This window comes from Cognatundibacterium rugosum, assembly GCF_014284365.1.
In the GTDB taxonomy this organism is placed as follows: Bacteria; Pseudomonadota; Gammaproteobacteria; order Burkholderiales; family Burkholderiaceae_D; genus Undibacterium; species Undibacterium rugosum.
The window spans coordinates 1-20,010 of record NZ_JACOGG010000004.1 but is presented as its reverse complement, the minus strand read 5'-3'; the positions used below and the strand labels follow the sequence as shown (position 1 = coordinate 20,010).

The 20,010-nt window shown below is 51.3% G+C and carries 14 protein-coding genes; 8 read left to right on the top strand and 6 right to left on the bottom strand.

Annotated elements, in window-relative coordinates; genetic code table 11:
- Positions 1–45 precede the first annotated feature (45 nt).
- The 3 genes from H8K47_RS04770 to H8K47_RS04760 all read left to right on the top strand — a co-directional run bounded on the left by H8K47_RS04770 (position 46) and on the right by H8K47_RS04760 (position 4,764).
- Positions 46–816 (top strand): hypothetical protein, encoded by a 771-nt coding sequence (locus H8K47_RS04770; RefSeq protein ID WP_230405254.1) that lies wholly within the window; start codon positions 46–48, stop codon positions 814–816.
- 54 nt (positions 817–870) lie between these two features.
- On the top strand, positions 871–4,074 hold the full coding sequence (locus H8K47_RS04765; RefSeq protein ID WP_186880287.1) for an alpha/beta hydrolase family protein: 3,204 nt from the start codon (positions 871–873) through the stop codon (positions 4,072–4,074).
- A gap of 72 nt (positions 4,075–4,146) precedes the next feature.
- Positions 4,147–4,764, top strand: a complete 618-nt coding sequence (locus tag H8K47_RS04760) for a YkgJ family cysteine cluster protein (protein WP_186880286.1) — start codon at positions 4,147–4,149, stop codon at positions 4,762–4,764.
- Position 4,765: 1 nt separating this feature from the next.
- Here H8K47_RS04760 and H8K47_RS04755 read toward each other — a convergent pair whose 3' ends face one another.
- The 3 genes from H8K47_RS04755 to H8K47_RS04745 all read right to left on the bottom strand — a co-directional run bounded on the left by H8K47_RS04755 (position 4,766) and on the right by H8K47_RS04745 (position 7,393).
- Positions 4,766–5,287: a GNAT family N-acetyltransferase gene (locus tag H8K47_RS04755; RefSeq protein WP_186880285.1), complete on the bottom strand. Its 522-nt coding sequence runs from the start codon at positions 5,285–5,287 to the stop codon at positions 4,766–4,768.
- 142 nt (positions 5,288–5,429) lie between these two features.
- The gene (locus H8K47_RS04750; protein ID WP_186880284.1) at positions 5,430–6,461 is read right to left on the bottom strand and encodes a Glu/Leu/Phe/Val family dehydrogenase; all 1,032 of its coding nucleotides are present in this window, start codon (positions 6,459–6,461) and stop codon (positions 5,430–5,432) included.
- Between the two features lie 326 nt (positions 6,462–6,787).
- Positions 6,788–7,393 carry a dienelactone hydrolase family protein gene (locus H8K47_RS04745; protein ID WP_186880283.1) on the bottom strand — a complete coding sequence of 202 codons (606 nt, stop codon included), beginning with the start codon at positions 7,391–7,393 and terminating at the stop codon, positions 6,788–6,790.
- A gap of 421 nt (positions 7,394–7,814) precedes the next feature.
- On the opposite strand from H8K47_RS04745, the gene H8K47_RS04740 reads away from it, so the two are divergent.
- The 3 genes from H8K47_RS04740 (at position 7,815) to H8K47_RS04730 (ending at position 13,998) form a co-directional block, all read left to right on the top strand.
- The gene (locus H8K47_RS04740) at positions 7,815–9,008 is read left to right on the top strand and encodes an efflux RND transporter periplasmic adaptor subunit (protein WP_230405255.1); all 1,194 of its coding nucleotides are present in this window, start codon (positions 7,815–7,817) and stop codon (positions 9,006–9,008) included.
- Between the two features lie 3 nt (positions 9,009–9,011).
- Positions 9,012–12,200 (top strand): efflux RND transporter permease subunit, encoded by a 3,189-nt coding sequence (locus H8K47_RS04735; RefSeq protein WP_186880282.1) that lies wholly within the window; start codon positions 9,012–9,014, stop codon positions 12,198–12,200.
- A gap of 241 nt (positions 12,201–12,441) precedes the next feature.
- Positions 12,442–13,998, top strand: coding sequence for a POT-type proton-dependent oligopeptide transporter (locus H8K47_RS04730; protein ID WP_186880281.1), 1,557 nt, complete (start codon positions 12,442–12,444; stop codon positions 13,996–13,998).
- Between the two features lie 142 nt (positions 13,999–14,140).
- On the opposite strand, the gene H8K47_RS04725 is transcribed toward H8K47_RS04730, so the two are convergent.
- A complete protein-coding gene (locus tag H8K47_RS04725; RefSeq protein WP_186880280.1) occupies positions 14,141–15,814 on the bottom strand; it encodes an alkaline phosphatase family protein in 1,674 nt (557 codons plus the stop codon).
- Positions 15,815–16,093: 279 nt separating this feature from the next.
- On the opposite strand from H8K47_RS04725, the gene H8K47_RS04720 reads away from it, so the two are divergent.
- Both H8K47_RS04720 and H8K47_RS04715 read left to right on the top strand, forming a co-directional pair.
- On the top strand, positions 16,094–17,350 hold the full coding sequence (locus H8K47_RS04720; protein ID WP_186880279.1) for a sensor domain-containing diguanylate cyclase: 1,257 nt from the start codon (positions 16,094–16,096) through the stop codon (positions 17,348–17,350).
- Positions 17,351–17,423: 73 nt separating this feature from the next.
- On the top strand, positions 17,424–17,801 hold the full coding sequence (locus H8K47_RS04715; RefSeq protein WP_186880278.1) for a TraR/DksA family transcriptional regulator: 378 nt from the start codon (positions 17,424–17,426) through the stop codon (positions 17,799–17,801).
- A gap of 102 nt (positions 17,802–17,903) precedes the next feature.
- On the opposite strand, the gene H8K47_RS04710 is transcribed toward H8K47_RS04715, so the two are convergent.
- On the bottom strand, positions 17,904–18,518 hold the full coding sequence (locus tag H8K47_RS04710; RefSeq protein ID WP_186880277.1) for a hypothetical protein: 615 nt from the start codon (positions 18,516–18,518) through the stop codon (positions 17,904–17,906).
- A 117-nt stretch (positions 18,519–18,635) separates the two neighbouring features.
- Entirely contained in the window at positions 18,636–19,739 is a 1,104-nt protein-coding gene (locus H8K47_RS04705) for a DUF3667 domain-containing protein (protein WP_186880276.1), read from the bottom strand.
- Positions 19,740–20,010: the final 271 nt, after the last annotated feature.

The window sequence follows — 20,010 nt, the reverse complement described above, 5'->3', positions numbered from 1 at the left end:
TGGCGTATTTGCCGGTCATAACACACTCTTCGAAAAGGAAAGTCTATGCGCCTGCCTCTTGCCTTACACCAGATATCCGCTGCAATCGTATTTACCAGCTGCGCGCTGTCGGCACATGCCGATGGCCTCAATGATCTCAAAACGGCGCTGGCTCGTTTGCATGGCAGTGTGCCAGTCAAAGCACAGGTGGAAACCCGCATCAATAACCGCATCGGCGAAGGCAAGGAATTGGAGGAAAGCGCAGGCCAGGCCAGTATACAGCTGGAAGATGGCAACCGAGGCCTGCAACTGGTGTTCCCTAAAGAGTTGTTGAGCAAACTGGAAGCAGAAGAGCGCGCGAAAGAGAAAGATCCGAAGGCGAAAACCCCGGCACTGACCAGTATCAAAGAATTGAGCCCGGCCGAGTTACGACCGGCAGTGAATTATGCAGCAGCCTTATTGCGTAAACTGGAAAGAGCCCAGTTCAAAGGCGAGAAAGCAGATAACTATAACGGCAAGCCGGCACGCTTGTTAAATTTTGAATTATCTATCGACAGGCTGAGTGAAAAAGAAAAGAAATACATTAAAAAGTATGAAGGTAGTTTTGATGTCTGGGTTGATGCCGACGGCACACCCCTGGCCAGCCGTTCCAGCCAGCAGATATCGGGTCGCGCCTTCGTCGTGGTCAGCTTTGAAATCCATGATGAAGACAACCTGGTTTATACGGTGACAGGTGACCGTTTGCTGGTGCAGAAAAAAGAAAGAAAAAATATGAGCTCTGGTACTGGTGAACGCTCAGAAATGCGTGCAGTTACCACGCTCAATATCTTGTCCTGAATCATGTGAGTGCCGCACACTCTTTGTTTTTCCCTCTGTGTTTGAGTTTAATTTATGCCTACGTTTTATCACGCCTTGCCAGCCTGGCGTCCTGTTTGTGCTGCCGCACTGATGTCAGGTGTCTTATCCGGAACCTGGTCACCTGCCTCCCACGCTGCCAGTCTGGCAACAGAAGCCGTATTGGCAGCGCCGGTACCGGTCAGCGCCAAAAAAGTCATTACCCATGATGTGTATGCCAACTGGCGTAGCGTACAAGGCAGTATCCTGAGCCGTGACGGCCTATGGGCAGCCTATGCACTGACCGCCCAGGAAGGTGATGGAGAAGTGGTATTCCGCCATCTCAAAGACGGCCGTGAATACCGTTCGCCACGTGGTGCCGCACCGCTGTTCAGCGCAGATGGGAAGTTTGCGGCATTTGCCGTACGTCCTACCCGTGTCGAACAGGACAAAGCAAAAAAAGAAAAGAAAAAACCGGAAGATGCGCCGAAATCCGGTCTTGGCATCATCGATCTGCAAAGTGGAAAAATTGAACTGATCGAGCGCGTTAAACAGTATGCCTGGTCGGAAGAGGGCGGTGGCTGGCTGGCTGTGTTGATGGAAGCTGCGCCCGATGCTAAAAAAGACGCGAAGAAAGACAGCGCGGAAAATAAGAAAGACCTGGAAGAAGATCAGGTCGCCAGAGCCGCCGCTGCCGGTGCGATGGGTGCTGCTGCCAAGAAAAAAGAGAGCGGGTCCGAGTTGCTGTTGATCGATGTCGCTAACAAGCAGCGCATCAGTATCAAGGACGTGGGTGAGATGGTATGGGCGAAAAATGGAGTTGCACTCGCTTATACACTGAAACCCGTCGCGAAAGACAGCAAGGACAATAAAGACAGTAAAGAGCCGGCCAAAGAGACAAATAAAGAAGTAAATAAAGAGGCGACTAAAGAAAGTACAAAAGAAGCCGCTGAGTTAGCGGCGAAGGAAGGTGTCTATCTGTTCACTCCAGCCGATCAGCAACAGCTGCAGATTTTCTCTGGTACCGGCAGTATTAAGCATTTGCGCTTTGATGAAGATGGCAAACAGCTCGCTTTCCTGAGCAATCGCGATGACCTGACAAAACGCCGGGGTGAGGAAGAAAAAAAACCGAAGAAAACACCTGCTTCTGACGCCGCTGCAGAGAAAGAAGATCCGCCCGTGTATCAACTGTATTACTGGAAAAAAGGTGAGCACCATGCCGCCTTGCTGGCCAGTGCAGCGACCCCCGGCATGCCAGAAAAGTGGGGTGTTAGCGAATTCGGTGAACTGGGCTTTAGCAAAGACGGTCAACGCTTATTCTTTGGTACCGCAGAAATTCAGAAAGCAGAACCCAAGGATGCACCGGAACCGGTAAAAGTCGATTTGTGGCACTGGAAAGATCCTGAGCTGCAATCGGTACAGAAAGTCCGCGCCGAAAAAGACAAGCAAAAAAATTATAAGGCTGTGATACATCTGGCGGAGCAGCGTTTTGTGCAGTTAGGGAATGCGCACATTCCTGCTGTATCCGTTAACGATAATCCTGACTTTGCGATGGGTAGCAGTGATGTGCCGTACAAAATGCTGTTGTCCTGGGATGGCGCTTACCGCGACGTGTATGCGATTGATTTGAAGACAGGGCAATCACGCCTGTTAGCGCAAAAACAGCGCTTTGTCGCAGGCATGTCGCCGGCCGGTAAATATGTATTGGGGTTTGATGCGAAACACTATAGCTGGCAGGCGTGGTCAACTGCGGATGGCAAGCAAATTAACCTGACCGGAAAGATCAAAGCTCGCTTTGAAGATCATGAACACGATACGCCGCAGCCACGCTCACCGTATGGCTATGCGGGCTGGACTGAGGGAGATCGCAGCGTGGTGCTGTACGATCAGTTCGATTTATGGGAAGTCACTCCAGCTACCCTGGCCAGCCGCAATCTGAGTCAGGGCTATGGACGTGCGCATCAGTTACAGCTGCGCTATATTAATCTCGAAAATACACGCCCTGAAATCATGGAAGAACCGACACCGGTTGCCGAAAGCAAGCCGTTGGCGCAGGGTGACTGGCTGTTGTCAGCCTTAAATGAAAACACACGTGCTTCGGGCTTTTACCAGATGTCCGCGAACGGTGCGCAGCCGCAGCAACGGGTCTTTGGTGATCAATGGTATGGCGGTGTGATCAAGGCGAAGAAAGCCGATACAGTGTTATTCACCCGTCAGAGCTTCACGGAATTCCCGGATGTGTGGGCCAGTGATGTGACACTGAATGCGCCACAGAAAATCAGTCAGGCCAATCCTCAGCAAGCGCAATACAACTGGGGCACGCAGGAAATGATTGAGTACAGCACGACCGATGGCAGAAAACTCAAAGCCTTGCTGGCTAAGCCGGAAAACTTTGATCCTGCTAGAAAGTATCCGATGATGGTCTACATCTATGAAAAGATGAGCGACAATCTGCACCGTCATACAGCGCCAGCGCCTAGCCAGAATATCAACGTTACGCGTTATCTGAGCAATGGCTATATCGTACTGCGCCCGGACATCACCTACACAACGGGCCATCCCGGACGTAGTGCCTTGCAAGCCGTGACCGGTGCGGTCAATAAAGTGGTCGGCATGGGGTTTGTCGATCCTAAACGTGTCGGTATCCAGGGGCACAGCTGGGGTGCGTATCAGATCAACTACCTGATCACCAGAACCAATATGTTTGCTGCCGCAGAAGCCGGTGCCTCGATGGCGAATATGACCAGTGGCTACGGCGGTATACGTTGGGGCGCCGGTGTCAGCCGTGCCTTCCAATACGAAACCGGACAAAGCCGTATGGGCGGCACACCTTGGAACAAAACCGCTGAGTATATCGAGAACTCGCCTTTGTTTCAGATCGATAAGGTGAAAACGCCTTATCTGACCAAGCATAATGATGAAGACGATGCAGTACCATGGTATCAGGCGATAGAATTCTTCACTGCCTTGCGCCGTTTGGGTAAAGAAGCTTACTGGTTTAACTATAATGGTGAGAAACATGGCCTGCGTGACCGCGAAAATGTGAAGCATTACACGGTCCATATGGCAGAGTTTTTCGATCATTTCCTGTTAGGCGCAGCCCGTCCGGGCTGGATGGAGAAACCGATTCCTTATCTCGAACGTGGCAAGCGTGATGTGACGCCTTTGTTTAAACCCGCTGAGGAAAAGGGCATAGAAGCGAAGGCTATTCAGCCAGCAAAGGTGGAAGAAAATAAGAGCGCTGCAGCCGTCGCGAACTAAAGTACTTATCGCAGAGATTACAACAGCACGACAAACCCACCGCAAGCCGGTGGGTTTGTTTACGGAGCACATATGGTACTGAGCCAGCAAGAACAACAGGCTTTTTTATCGGCGATAGAGCGTGTTAAGCAAGATAATCAGACTTTGCTGGAAAACAGCAAGCAGCATCCGATATGGCCGCTACAGGTGATTCCGCGTTTGCACGGTGCGCTGGATTTGATTGCGACTCAGGCGGTAACCTATCCCGCGGTTGCCTGCGCATCTGGCTGCAACCATTGTTGTCACCTGACGGTGGAAATTAACAGTGCAGAGGCCAGCTTTATTGTCTATCGCTGGATTGCAGAGCGACGAGAGCTTGCCGCATTACGCCATGTTTGTCAGGCTTATATGGATGCTTCCAGAGAGCATGTGGGTTTGCCCTGTCCTTTGTTGCAGGATCAACTTTGCAGCATTTATGCCTATCGCCCGGCAGTGTGCCGCAAAGCGCATTCGCTGGATCAGTCTGCCTGTGCCGGGCGCGCTCCTCACATCCCGCAGCAACTCGAACGTTTGCTTAAATCAGAGGCCTGGATAGAGGGGGTGACGCGTGCTTTAGATAGTTTTCAAACCCAGCAGCGTCAGCCCTTACCACAAGCCTTGTTACAGGTGTTGGACGCGCTGGAGCGGCAACAGAGCGAACAACAGGCGTAAATCAGCGCCGCTGAAAATCCGCTGCCTGCATCGCATACACCGCCATATCACGGTTGTACCAGTGCTCCAGTCCGCGGTAGCGCATGCCCAGTTTTTTCATCACGTGGGCCGAAGCATGATTATTCGGATCACATACCGCCACCAAATCCGGGCTGTGCAGGGTATCGAAGGCAAACGCAGCCATTGCCTGGGCTGCTTCTGAGGCATAACCCATTCCCCAGCGGTCACGCCGCAGACGCCAGCCGGTTTCCAGAGAATTGGCCGGATCACGCCCCAGATATTGTATGCAACCGGCACCGATCAGCGTGTCGGTTTCTATTTCAAAAAAACTCCACCAGGAAAAGCCAAACTGTTCCCAACGTGGTTTGATCAGATCGATCATGTTCTGGGTATCGGCACGGGTATCCGGTTTGCCAGTGATATAGCGCATCACTTCCGCATCGCTGTTCATGGCAAACAAGCCATCCAGATGGCTATCGTTCATCGGTTCCAGCCTGAGTCTGGCGGTGTGCAGTATGGTCATGGGAGCTCAATGTTGAGTATCTATATAGTTGACGATTTTATCTCAAAACTATCCACAAAAAAATGGTAAAAAAATAGCTACCCGTGGTGGGTAGCTATTTTCGTTGTTGGCTAAGACTTCAGCCAGTGACATGTCGTTTTGTTTAGCGTTTGAACTTCGCTTCAGCAACGCGGTCGGCGATCACGCTGGTCGGCAAGCCTTCTGCATCAGCGCGTGCAAAGACTTCTGCCAGGGTTTCACCGATGCGGCGTACATGCGCATCCATACCGTCTTCCGGTGTGTTCAGGTATTCGTAGCACACCTTGATGATGCCACCGGCGTTAATGACGAAATCCGGTGCGTACAGGATGCCCTGATTGCGGCAGGCGATACCCATTTCTGGCGTGGACAGCTGGTTGTTCGCTGCACCGGCGATGATTTTCGCTTTCAGGCGTTTCAGGGTGTCAGGATTGACGGTAGCGCCCAGGGCGCATGGCGCATAGATTTCAGCCGCAACGTCATAGATGGCATCGGTGCCGACAACTTCCGCACCCAGCTCATCCTTAGCTCGCTTGAGCGCGCCTTCATCGATATCAGACACGATCAGCTTGGCACCGGCTTCTTTCAGGCGACGTGCATAGTCGAAGCCCACATGACCCAGACCTTGTAATGCAACGACCAGGCCGTCCATGTCGTCACGGCCAAACTGATGTTTAACGGCTGCCTGAGCACCGACGAAGCAACCCAGTGCGGTAAATGGAGACGGATCGCCACGGTCGCCCAGACCTGCGACGTATTTTGTTTTGCCTGCTACATAGGCCATATCTGCCGGGCTGGTGCCGACATCTTCTGCCGTTACATAACGGCCGCCCAGGCGTTCCAGGGCTTCGCCCAACGCTTCAAACAGCGCAGGGGTTTTATCTGTTTTTGGGTTGCCGATGATGACACTTTTACCGCCACCGATAGGCAGGCCGGCCACTGCATTTTTATAAGTCATGCCGCGCGACAGACGCAGTACATCGCGTACCGCTTCGGCTTCACTGGCGTAATTCCACATACGGCAACCGCCCATGGCCGGGCCCAGGTTGGTATTGTGTACGGCGATGATGGCTTTCAGGCCGGATTTTTCTTCTGAGGCAAAAACGACTTGTTCGTGGTGGTCAAAATTGATTTCGTTAAATACAAAAGCGGTCATGCTTATGGCTCCGCGCGGTTTGACTGAATCGTAGTGCCGGATAGGGCAGACTCATCATCCCGCAAAAAAATTAATAAATAGGAATTTAACGACATTGTTCCTGCAGAGACGATGCTGTATCGCTTTTCATCCATGTGCAGATCAATGTCTTGATAAATGTCCCAATAAAAGGCTACCGAAAGTATTGCAGATAGAAAAACGGCCTGTGACTGCTGGTTGCGGCAGCGTCAGGCACCGGGTGGTGATTGTGTCACGCGGGGCAGAGTATAGGGGAAGGCAAGGGGGGAAGGCAATTCGGGACAGCCCGTAGTGCTGATTTGTGCTGCTCAGGCCGCATCAGCGATGCCGGTGTCCTGCATCATGCGGTATAGCTCGTCGCCATAGCGGGCCTGACTTTTCACGCAGGAACCGCGCGAATACACATTCATGAAGCCATGTTTGCTGCCTTTGAGCAACTCAGCCTGGTGGCCGCGCCTTTGTAAATCCTGCACTAACTCTGTGGGAGAGAATGCTGCTTCCTGTTCGGCGAAAATCAGCCTGACCGGGCACAGCGGCTGCAGTTGGCGGTATTCGCGGATGCGTGAGCCATAAAACAAGACCATCTGCCGCAGGCCAGACATCATACTGTGCTCTGCATTGACCCAGAGTGCGCTGGCGCCTGCACTGAAGCCGATCGCGTAGCGCAGACTGTCAGCATGGGCTAGCTGGGCAGCGGCCAGTTTGTCGGCGAAACGCGCAATGCCACCTTCGGCCAGGAAAGCTTGATAGGCTTCCTGCTCAGACACAAAATGGCGGCTGCTGTCTTCAAATGGGGAAACGATGAGCGCTGGCTGACCCAGTTGACGCACCAGCCCGTCAACGGCAGCAGTGTGACCAAAGACATCGGTGGCAATCAGGACAACAGGGGCGCGAGCTACAGCAGAAACAGACACAGTACAGACCATCAAAAGCAGGGAGGGCGCAGACTACCGGACTTGGCGTATTTTTGCAAGGATGCTTCGCACTGTGCACGTGGAGCCGCAGCCATGTGTTTAGTCGTCTACATAAAGAACTTTGTCTGCTAACATGCTTCGTTTATAAGATGTCATTGATGTCATTGATGTCATTGATGTCATTGATGTCATTGATGTCACCCTCCCCGTATGCTGGCGCTGTCCGGCTCGCATATTGCAGGTCAGGAATTGCCGGCAGTATGGTGATGGGTGACCGGGGCTGACATAGGTCTTGTGTTATAGCAGATCCGGCTGTCAAACGATGTATGCAGCATGTGTGCAGCGCCTGGATCTGAAACTTTTTATCTGCCGCGTCATCTAAGCGGCCTTCATTACAATAATTGTTATCCGGAGATACACCATGTCGCGTCCTGGTCTGATCGTATTGTGCGCAATGCTCGCGCTAACAGGCTGTAGTAAGTTGAAAAAAGAGGATGAATCCGGCAAGGCCAGCGCTGCTGGCTCTGCTTCTGCTTCGGCCAGTGCCTCCGCCAGTCTGGACAAAGCCCTCATGGTGACCAGTGAAGACTTGGCTCAGGTGCAAAGCAGCGCGCTGAGTTCGGGGCCAGTGGTGACCGGCTCGATACAGCCGGAACGCAAGGCGGACTTGCGCTCAGAAATTTCCTCGGTCGTTTTACAGGTCCTGAAAGAAAACGGGGAAGCGGTCAGGCGTGGTGATTTACTGGTCAGGCTGGATGACACCGCCATTCGCGACAGTCTGCATTCTGCGCAGGAAGCAGAACGTGCTTCCAGTCAGTCGTTTGAGCAGGCCGAACGCCAGTTCCAGCGCTTAAAAACGCTGCGCGCTTCCGGTATGGCATCGACTCAGCAACTGGAAGATGCAGAAATCCGGCGCAATAACAGCCAGAGCGATCTGGTTGCTGCGAGAGCGAGGACTGCGCAGGCCAGGCAGCAGATTACCCGTACCGAAGTACGTGCGCCATTTGATGGTGTCGTCAGCGAACGTAAAGTCTCTCCCGGTGATACTGCGCAATTGGGAAAGGAATTGTTGAAAGTGATCGATCCCGCCAGTATGCGCTTTGAGGGGTTGATTTCTGCCGATAAGGTAACCGCGGTACGTGTGGGGCAGAATGTGAGCTTCCGTATCAATGGTTATGCCGGTCAGAATTTTTCTGGTAAGGTCAAGCGGGTGGATCCGGCTGCGAATGCCACGACCCGTCAGGTCGAGGTCTTAATTGCGTTTGCCGATGCGAATCAACCCAGAGTCGCGGGTTTGTATGCGGAAGGCATGATAGAGGCGAGTACCTCAGAAACCCTGATGGTGGAAAACTCGGCGGTGGTACGTGATGGTGACAAGGCTTACGTCTGGCGCATGAAAGACAGTAAATTGTCTAAAGTGGCGATACAGCTCGGTGAGCGTGACCAGCGCCGTGGTGATTTTGCGGTGCGTGCCGGACTCAATAGTGGTGATCAGGTGATACGCAATCCTTTATCGACCCTGAAAGATGGACAAAAGGCGCAATTGGTGGCATCGGCTATGCCGCCTAAACCTGTCAGCGTGCCAGCTGCCGCGTCTTCCGCTGCGGGGAAATAAGCCATGTTCTTATCCGACTTCAGTATTAAGCGACCCATTGCGATGATCGTCATCATCATCGCCTTGATGGCGCTGGGACTGCTGGCTTTGAAAAAACTCAAAGTCAATCAGATTCCCGATGTCGAGCAACCGGTACTGGTGGTCAGCGTTCCTTATCCGGGCGCATCGCCGGAAACCGTAGAACGCGAGATTATCAACCGCATCGAGAAATCCCTGCAAAGTATTTCAGGGGTAGACAGACTGACTTCCACGGCCGCAGAGGGCAGTGCCAGCATTGTCATTTTCTTTAATTTTAATAAGAACATGATCGAAGCCTCGGATGAGGTCAGGAATGCGATTGCCGCCGTGCGCTATAAGCTGCCGGTAGAAATGCGTGAACCTGTGCTGCAGCGCGTGGACCCTTCCGCTCAACCTATCATGCAGCTGGCTTTGTCATCGACGACCTTGAGTCACGCCGAAATTTCACGCAAGGCTGAGGATGAATTTTCGGATAAATTCCGTGGCATCGATGGTGTGGCCACCGTGTCGGTCAATGGTTCGCTCAAACGTGAACTGAGTGTCTTGCTACATGCGCAGAAGCTACGTGAATACAATGTCTCAGTGGCTGAGGTTGTCACTGCCCTTAAAAATCAGAACACCACGGCACCGGTAGGGAAGGTGAAAGGCGATCTGAAAGAACAAAGTATCCGTCTGATTGGTCGCATTGAGTCACCACAGGAATTTCAGTCCATTGTGATTAAGCGCCGTGGTACGGAAGTCGTGCGCCTGGCACAGGTGGCTGACATCGCGGATGGTTTTGCCGAAATCAGTGGTTTCAGTGTGCGCAATGGAAATCCGAATGTCGGTATCTCGATTACCCGTTCGCGTGACGCGAGTACGGTTTCGGTCGCTGCCAGGGTACGCCAGCTGGTGGCTGAAATCAATAAGACGCTGCCAGCAGGCACGCGCCTGGAGGTTACTCAGGACGGTGGTAAGGATGCTGAAAGCAGTCTGAATAATGTGATCGATTCCCTGATTTTTGGCGCGGTGCTGACCATTTTTGTGGTCTACGTGTTCCTCAATTCCTGGCGCTCTACGCTGATTACAGCACTTAGTTTACCCACCTCGGTGGTGGCAGCTTTTATCGCTATCTGGCTGTGCGGCTTTACCCTCAACTTTATGACCTTACTCGGTTTGTCGTTGGCGATCGGGGTCCTGATTGATGATGCGATTGTGGTGCGGGAAAATATTGTGCGCCATATGGAAATGGGTGTGGACCGACGCACGGCTGCCAGCAACGGTACCAAGGAAATCGGGCTGGCGGTGGCTGCCACTACATTCTCGATTATTGCGGTGTTTATTCCGGTCGCGTTTATGCCCGGGGTGTCTGGCGAATGGTTCCGTCCGTTTGCGCTGACTGTTGCCAGCTCGGTGCTGGTCAGTCTGTTTATCTCGTTCACACTCGATCCTATGCTGTCAGCCTACTGGGGTGATCCGCCTGGTCATCATGAGCAGCCTAAGTCCGGCCTGAGTCTGGTGCTGGCCAAATTCAATGCCTGGTTTGATCATCAGTCTGACCGTTACGGCAACGTGATTGCCTGGGCTTTGCATCACCGTACTTCAATGGCCGTGATTGCTGCGATGTCATTTGTTGCCGCAATTGGCCTGCATGCGAAGTTTGGTGGTTCCAGTTTTTTACCGGCAGCTGATAATGGCACCATTTTCGTTGAAGTCAGAACGCCTTCCAGCGCAAGTCTGCACTATGCGCGTTTGAAGGTAGAGAAAGCGGCTGAACTTGCACGTACCATCAAAGAAACCAAGGCCACCAACAGCAATGTGAATGCAACCGGTGGCCGCGTGTATGTGGATATTGGTAAAAGTACCGAACGCCAGCGTTCCGCAGCACAGATTGCGGTGGAGTTACGCGGCTTGGTCGGCAGTCTGGTCGGTGCTGAGTATGTGGTGCAGGATGATCTGAATAATGGTGGCGGTAAGCCGGTGCAGATTCAGTTCTCTGGCCCGGATGCGCGCAAATTGCTGGCGATTGCCAATGAATTCATGGACAAACTGCGCAAGGTGGAGGGTGCGGTGGATGTTGGTCTGTCTGAGCAGGAACCTAAGGACGAGCTACAGATAGAGATGGATCGTGGACTGGCGAATTCGCTGGGTATTTCTGTCAACGATGCGGCGCAGGCGTTGCGGGTTGCCTTCGCTGGTGTTGAAGTGGGTGATTGGGTAGACCCGACCGGTGAGGCACGCGATGTGGCGGTCAGGCTGCATCCGGCTGACCGCATTAATCTGGAAAATATTGAGCGCCTGCCTATCGCCGTGAGTGGCAGCGATAAGATGGTTCCTCTCGAACAGATCGCTAAAATCAGCATGGCGAAAGGTCCCGCCAAGATTCAGCATTTCGATGGTAAGCGCATGATCTCGGTTTCTGCGAATGCACAGGGACGTTCTTCGGGCGAGGTCACTGCCGACGCGCTGAAGATCGCTAAGGCGATGAATTTCCCGTCTGGCTATGCGCTGGAACTGGGTGGCGCAGCGCGCTCGCAAAAAGAATTGTTCAGCGAAATGGCGATCGCACTGGTCATGGGTATAGGCCTGATGTACCTGATCCTGGTGATGCAGTTTGGCTCCTTTACGGCGCCGGTTGCGGTCATGTTGTCGCTGCCTTTAAGTCTGATCGGCGTGGTGTTGGCGCTGTTGATGACCAAAGGGACGCTGAATCTGATGAGTTTTATCGGCATTATTATGCTGATGGGATTGGTCGCAAAAAATGCGATTCTCTTGCTCGATTGTGCACGTGAACTGGAACGTGAGGGCTTAGACCGTGAAGATGCGCTGATGACCGCCGGGCGTAAGCGTCTGCGTCCTATTCTGATGACGACCTTTGCGCTGATCGCCGGTATGCTGCCGGTCGCGATAGGTCTGGGTGAGGGCGGTGAATTCTATCGCCCGCTGGCCATTGCGATTATTGGCGGTACGATTACCTCTACCTTGCTGACCTTGCTGGTGGTGCCGACTTTCTATGACAGTATAGAAATCAAGCGCGACAGCATGATCGCCAAGTTTTTGCGCCGTGAGCAACGCTGGAATACGTTCGTCGCTTTTGTGATGACGTTCATCGAAGCCCTGCTGACTTTGCTGTTAGTGCGCTTCGTGTTCCGTATGCTGATGTGGCCGTTGCGGCTACGCTCTCAGCGCCGTTGAGCACGACACCGCAGCACATCAGTCATGATGCGCTGCGGGATTGTTTCTTGCTTGACTTGCGCAGGGCAAATCGGGATACTGCGCGCACTATTTTGTATGGGTTTGGGTAGCACCCATACTGCGTTTTTGCCTGAGCTGGAAGCGCTTGAAGCTGCGGTCAGCGCAGCTGTCAGCAGGGACTGTGTTCATTACGAACTGCAAATATTTACCACTACTTACAATAACTGAATTGGAGAGACCGATGACGCAGCAAACTGCTCAATTGGATAAGCCGAAGATGCCAGGGCAGATCCCCTACATCATCGCAAATGAAGGATGTGAACGTTTCAGCTTTTATGGCATGCGTAATATCCTGACCCCGTTCCTGATTACCAGTTTGCTGTTGTCTATGCCGGAAAGCATGCGCGCTGGCATGGCAAAAGAGGTATTTCATACCTTCGTGATCGGCGTTTACTTCTTCCCTTTACTCGGTGGCTGGCTGGCGGACCGTTTCTTTGGTAAATACAATACGGTGTTCTGGCTCAGCCTGGTGTACTGCGCGGGTCATGCCTGTCTGGCGGTGTTTGAGAATAATAAAGAAGGCTTTTATACCGGCTTATTCCTGATAGCGTTGGGCTCAGGCGGGATTAAACCGCTGGTCACGTCGTTTGTCGGTGATCAGTTTGATCAGAGTAACCGCAGTCTGGCGCAGAAAGTATTCGATGGCTTTTATTGGATCATTAACTTCGGTTCCTTCTTTGCGTCGCTGCTGATGCCGATTTTCCTGAAACAGTTTGGTGCGAGTGTGGCCTTCGGTATCCCGGGGATTCTGATGTTTATTGCGACAGTGATTTTCTGGTCGGGTCGTACTAAATATGTACATGTGCCGCCATCCCCAAACAATCCTCATTCTTTCCTGAATGTGGTGAAAACTGCCTTGAATGCCCGCCAACCAGGCCAATCCCGCACGGGTTATTTCATTGCGGTATTGGGTGCGCTGCTGGCTGTTGCCGCCTTATTCCTGACACCTAACGTTGGCTTAGTGGCAGCATTCTGTCTGGCGCTGGTCTTGATCCTGGGTTTTGGTGGTATGGGCGCGTGGCTGCAATTGGAGCGTGCACGCGACGTGCATCCGGATGAAGCCGTAGACGGTGTACGTGCTGTTTTGCGTGTGCTGGTGGTATTCGCGCTGGTCACGCCGTTCTGGTCACTGTTCGATCAAAAAGCATCGACCTGGGTATTGCAGGCCAATGACATGACTAAGCCAGAATGGTTTCAGGCTGCTCAGATGCAGGCTTTGAACCCTATGCTGGTCATGCTGCTGATTCCGTTTAATAACCTGATTCTGTACCCTATGCTCAAACGCATGGGTGTGGAGTTGACGGCCTTGCGCCGCATGGGACTCGGTATCGCCTTTTCCGGTCTGGCCTGGATTGTAGTTGGCTTTATGCAGCTCGCAATGGATGGTGGGGATGCCTTGTCGATTACCTGGCAAATCCTGCCGTATGCTTTGCTGACATTTGGTGAAGTACTGGTATCGGCGACTGGTCTGGAATTCGCTTACAGTCAGGCGCCGCTGGCAATGAAGGGCGTGATCATGAGCTTCTGGAATCTGTCTGTGACTATCGGTAACCTGTGGGTTTTGCTCGCCAATTCCAGCGTGAAAAGCCCGGCGGTGACGGAGTATATTAAAACGACAGGTATCAGCGTGACGGCTTTCCAGATGTTCTTCTTCGCCGGTTTTGCGCTGGTCGCTGCCTTGTTATTTGCACTGTATGCACGCAGTTACCAGATGCTGAATAATTATCGTAAGTCCTGATATTGATACGGATTCTGTAGCTGCTGAATATTGGCAGGCTGCAGTCAAAAAAAAACCGCATGTGTTGAGCATGCGGTTTTTTTATTGCAGCTTAGTTCGGAGCCCGGTGATACGGGCTGTTGTGCTTTATCTCATCTTGCTATCAATGCAGAATTTCGCTTAGTACGCGGCCTTCTGCACCGGATGGCGGACGTATCCGTAACAGATGAGACAGGGTAGGGGCGATATCAACGACTTCTGCATATTGACTGTAGTTACCAGCGCGGAACCATGGCTTACCCATGATCATCAATGGCACATTGGTATCGTAGCTATACGGGGACCCATGCGAAGTCCCTTTTGCACCGTAGCTGAAGTAAGTGTAAGGCTGGGTCACTAACAACAAATCGCCGGATAATTGACGATTCCAGGCGCGCTGTATCAGTTTGGCCTGACGTGTGTCCGGTATCATACCTTGCTCCAGCTGGTGACGGGTGTAGACATTGGCGATGCCCGAATAGCCCAGTAAGAATTCTGCGGCGGCGGCTTCGATGTCACTTTGCTTCAGGTTCTTTTCAGCGATGAGCTTGGTATTTAGCAGGATAGTCGGGCTGGACCATTTTTCGGCCAGTTGTTCGCTGCCGAATTTGGCACTCAGTGCTTTATTCAATGCTGCCATCATGTCTTTGCTGTTGATGCGTTGCGCTTCACGTTTGATCGATTGTGAAAACTCAGGCACGTTAGGGAAACCATGATCGGCGGTCAGCACGACGATGGTGTTATCCAGACCGACACGTTTATCGAGATAGCTGAAGAAGTTACCCAGCAATCTGTCCAGTCTTTGCAAATGATCATGTGACATGCGGCTTTCCGGTCCGTAGGCATGATTCACGTAGTCGTGGCTGGATAAGCTCACGCCCAGTACATCGGTTACGCCAGCTGGATTTTTACCCAGATTCTCCCCCTCGATTGCAGCGCGTGCAAAGTCCAGCGTCATTTCATCGACAAACGGGCCGGTGAGCAGCTTGTTGTAATACTCGGCATCCGGCTTACCGGATTTGCTCACGTATTGAAAAGGGAAGCGTTCTTTGGGATCGGCGACCAGATCGTCACTGGCATCATTGGTATATGCCTTATCAGCCAGTAAAGGTTTCCACTCCTGACCGTAGAAGCGATCTTGTGGATTGCTCTGATGATATTGTTGCACCCAGGCCGGATGACTTTGCATATAGTAAGTGCTGCTCGCGAAATGGCCGGATTTGCTCATGTACATATACGCTGTACCGGCTTTGCCTGCTAACAGAATGGCACCGCGGTCTTTACCGGATACTGTAATGACTTTGGCCTGATTGCCAGTTGCATATCTGAGTTCATCACCCACAGTGCTGACTTTCAGGTTGGCAGGGGAAGTCCCGGCACCGGCCTTGGTTTCTTCACCGATATAGTTGTGTGCATTATCTTGCGTGCAATACATCTGTTCCAGCGTCTTACGGTCCGTCCATTCGTTAGCGATAATGCCATGTTGATAAGGATAAGCACCAGTCAGGACGGCGGTATGACCCACAGCGGTCAGCGTCACGCCATGGGCCTGGTGGGCATTACTGAACCAGGCACCTTTGTCTATCAGACGACGGAAACCACCGTTAGCAGCAAACTGGTCACGGTAACGCACAACCTGTTCTTGTGGCAGTCCATCCACTACCAGTACGACCATCAGTTTGGGTTGCGCCGGCTTTTCGCCAGCTTGCGCGGCAAGGGCGATAACAGGGGCGCTGAGCAGACTGCTGATGAGCATACGTCGCAGCAGATTTGCGGATGTGGAACATGTCTTTTTCATGGAAATGGTTTCCTGGTTAGTAGGAGAAAGCAAAATTAAGCTATTGCGGGCGGAGCATACTCCAGGTGTTGAATGCGATGCCCCAGCTTGCCGATCTAGTTTAGATGGCTATTATTTCATGCTTATGATGTGCTTGCGATCAGGTGCCATGAAAAACGTAGAGGATTAACATTTCCTTTGTGAAATTAATGTTGCACAGTAATTTTGTGCGTGCTTTTATCAGATCGCAGAGTAAAATAAAAGCAGTTCTGATGCCCTCTACTTTCCAAAGGTCTCTTTTTGAATTCCTTACATTCTCCCATTTCCCTGATTGAGGTTCTTCCCAGCGCGGTCTTTGTCGCGCTTGATGGCGTATTGGTTGATGCTAATCCGGCAGCATTGCGCTTGATGGAGGCAGATGCGTTGTCGCAATTACAGGGGCAGAAAATTGCTGATCTGGTGCACACCCTGGATCAAACCCGTTCACAGGTCAGAATTCAGAAAGATGGCGGTAGCTGGGAAAACCCAGCGACAAAAATGCGCATCCGCACGCTGAAAAATCATTTCCGTATTTTATTGGTGGCGAGCCGTTCCATTCAATACCAGCAACAAGATGCGGTACTCATCAGTGCGCTCGATATGACTGAGCATGATGCGATGGATGCGCATCTGCGGCAGAGTGAGCTGGACCTCCGGCGCTTGTTTGAAAATATGCAGGACGTGTATTACCGCACCGATGCAGCTGGGTTTATCAGAAAAATCAGCCCCTCAGTCGTGAATATGCTGGGCTATGATCCTGAAGAAGTGGAAGGCAAGGAAGCGAAGTCTTTTTATCTGGATGCTGAAGACAGTGAGTCTTACCGTCAGGCGATACTGTCCCGCGGGCGAGTGACGGATTTTCCTGGGAAAATGCGCTGCAAATCCGGACGTGTGATCGATATTTCTCTCAATAGCCAGGCGCTGTACGACGAACAGGGCAATTTTGCAGGGATAGAGGGTGTGTTTCGCGACGTCACGCAACGTAATGAGATGGAACAGGAGCTGAAACGTCTGGCCACGACTGATGCGTTGACGAATATAGAAAACCGTCGTGCTTTCCTTGAGCACACCGAGCACGTGTTCAAAAGTGCTCAGCGTTATAACACGCGCGTGAGCCTGTTAATGCTGGATCTGGATTTATTTAAGACCATCAACGATGAGCACGGGCATCTGGTTGGGGATCAGGTTTTGGTCAGATTTGCAGAGGCCGTAAAAATCGAGCTTAGGGAGATCGACTTGTTTGGTCGCCTGGGTGGGGAAGAGTTTTGCGTATTGTTGCAGCAAACTACAGATCAGCAAGCAATGATCGTTGCTGAACGTATCCGTAAGCGAGTGGAAGAATTGCGTTTTTTTGATAATGATGGTGCACAGTTTGGTGTGACCGTCAGTATTGGTATCGCCTCCAACCATTTACAAGATCAGCAACTGGAGCGTTTGCTTGAGCGCGCAGATAAGGCTTTGTACCAGGCTAAACACTCTGGACGTAATCAAAGCAGGATAGAAATTTTGCCTGCATAGGTATTGCGCTGTATCAAAGCCATCAGGGGGTAGCGGAGTAATCTGACTCATATCACTTCAATCCGGAGATAAAATGAGTCTGAGCAGTTCCCAAATCGAGAGCCTGAAACAGAAGCTGGACGCTTTAAAATTGCGTATCCAGCGAGACTTACGTCAACATAACCCGGCGACACACAGCCTGGCCGCTGAAGCGGGTGACAGTGCAACAGGTGATACACTGAATCACGAAGCGATGTCGCAGTATTTACACCAGCATGCAGAATGGGAAGCTTTGCAGCGTGCTCAGGCCAGACTCAGTGAAAATATTGCAGATGTTTGTAAGGAGTGTGGCGCCAATATTCCTTATGCGCGTCTGGACGTAGAGCCGACCGCAGAGCGTTGCATGCCATGTCAGACTGCGCTGGAAGCGGACGACAAGCGTTTGCACTTACATACGCATTCCAGTATGTAGGTTTGCATGAAAAAAAGGTTTGCAGTGATTGCGGACCTTTTTTGCGTCATGAGGCAAACTGTCTCAATAGTATTTAGTATTGAGACGCTGTGCCTGCCTGTATCAGTTGGCCGACGGTTTGATAAAACCTTCTGAAATTTCCGTGATGATTTTCATGGGGCGATATTCTCCGATACGCGGATCAAATATTTCTTTGACTTCACAACGCGCGGTCACCATTTTTCCAGTCATTCCCGTGTATTGAGCGGGCAGATCCAGATTTCCTTTGGTGGGGGACAACCATACAACTTTATGCGTCTTACCTTGGGTATCTTTGATGATTAAACTGACATAACCCTCGGTTTCTATTTTTTGTACCGTGCCAGATATGTCGGTCACAGTATCTTTGATCATGCTGTATAAAGTGGTAATTGGCCCAGGACACGCAGCTGCCATTCTCGTTCCGATAATAGCGCCGGCTTTTTCCTGTCCCTTACGTTCAATATCGAACAGGTCTACTTTGTAATCCGCCAGTATCTTTTCCCGGTCCGCAGGAGTGACGGATTGCATGATGCACACACCCAATTGCATGGTAAGCGCCTCCTTGTTAATTCCTTTGCGCGGAATTTTTTCTATGCAGGTGCAGGAACGGTTAGCGATCGCCTCCATGTAGTCCTGTTGAGCAAGTGTGGGTGTCATTACGATGCTCATGAATAAAGCAAAGATTAGTTTTTTCATATGAAGTCAGGCTTATGTTTGAGTAAGGGTGACATATGGCTAATGCGGGAGTATTTGCATGCAGCCATGTACGCCAGTTGCTAACTGGCGGTGTCGCCGTGTAAGTGGGTCAAATAATTACATGCTGGCTGCGAGCAATGACAACATGTAGAGCGCGATAGAAATAAGGGCGATCACGATCAAAAACAGAGTGCGCCAGATACTTTCGAAGCGCGTCAGCTGATACGTCGCTTTGAGTTGTGCATACATGTGTACAGGCGGAACGAAAATGATTAGCATAATCGCCAACCATCCGAGATCAAGCGTATTCAGTAAAGAGCATACTATCATCAGGCAAGCCATGAAACACAAGGAGTACAAGGCGAAGACTGCATGGTCAAACATCACAAATTGTCTTCGGAAAACAAACATCAACCATAGAAATGGCAAAGCCAAAGGCGGCAGCAGCAACGCGAATTTGGACGCCCCGCTTTTCATTTTGTAAATTACTAGCTCAGGATTCTCCGCTGCATGTTTCAATCGTGTGGTGAGCCAGGTTGGTGTATTCTTCTCAGCACTTTTCTCCAGCTCTGTTGCCAGTTCTTTTAAACCTGTAGCGGCGGATTGTTCCTTAGTTGTGGGCTCAGTGAGCTTAGTCGTGCTGCTTTGTGCCTGACTGGCAGTGCTCGCCGTTAGCTCCTTTCCTAATTCTTCTATCTCAAGCTGCAACTCTCTTGCCTCCTCACTGCCGGGCTGGGCTTGCTTCTCCTGTGCACGTAATTCCGCTATTTCCTTCTTTAACGATTCTTTTTGTTTTTGTGAAAGCACCTTGGTTTCTTCTTTAGTTTGAAATCCATCCAAAGTCGTTCCGGTTAAAGAGAAGACGAAAAACATCAGGAATAACAAAAATAAGTAAAGGGCAAGTGGAGATACGAAGCGTGTCCTTTTCCCGTTTATATAGTCACGCGTCAGTTGCCCAGGGGAGACAACCAGTGCAGGCAGTGTGCGCCAGGCTTTCGTTTCAAAATGAAATAAACCATGCAGCAGTTCTTCTGCCATATGTAGCAGTGATCGATGAATATGGGTGGATTGGCCACAATGATGGCAGTAAGCGCCTATCACGGGTTGTTGACAATTGGCGCAACTGCCATGCCCAGCCTCTTCCTTATTATCTAAAGCAAGGCCTGTAGCGATAATTGCTGCGGCGGCGATATCTGTATCTGGTGTTGTTTCCGGGAGCATGCTGAATTCCTAATTTGAACAATAGTGATTTTGCATCAAGCGATCTGCATCCTCAATCTTTCAGCTGAGCGCAAAGGAATTTCTTTATAAAACCACAGACAATCGCATAATTCATCGAAGGGTGTTGACACAAGCGTGGCTAGGCTTCATAATCTCGTTTCTCTGCTGCTGACGAACAAAACGATTCGAAGCAAAAGCCGGAAGGCAAGCAGAAAAAAGAATTCAATATTCTGTGATCTTTAACAATTAACAGTCAATAAATGTGAGCACT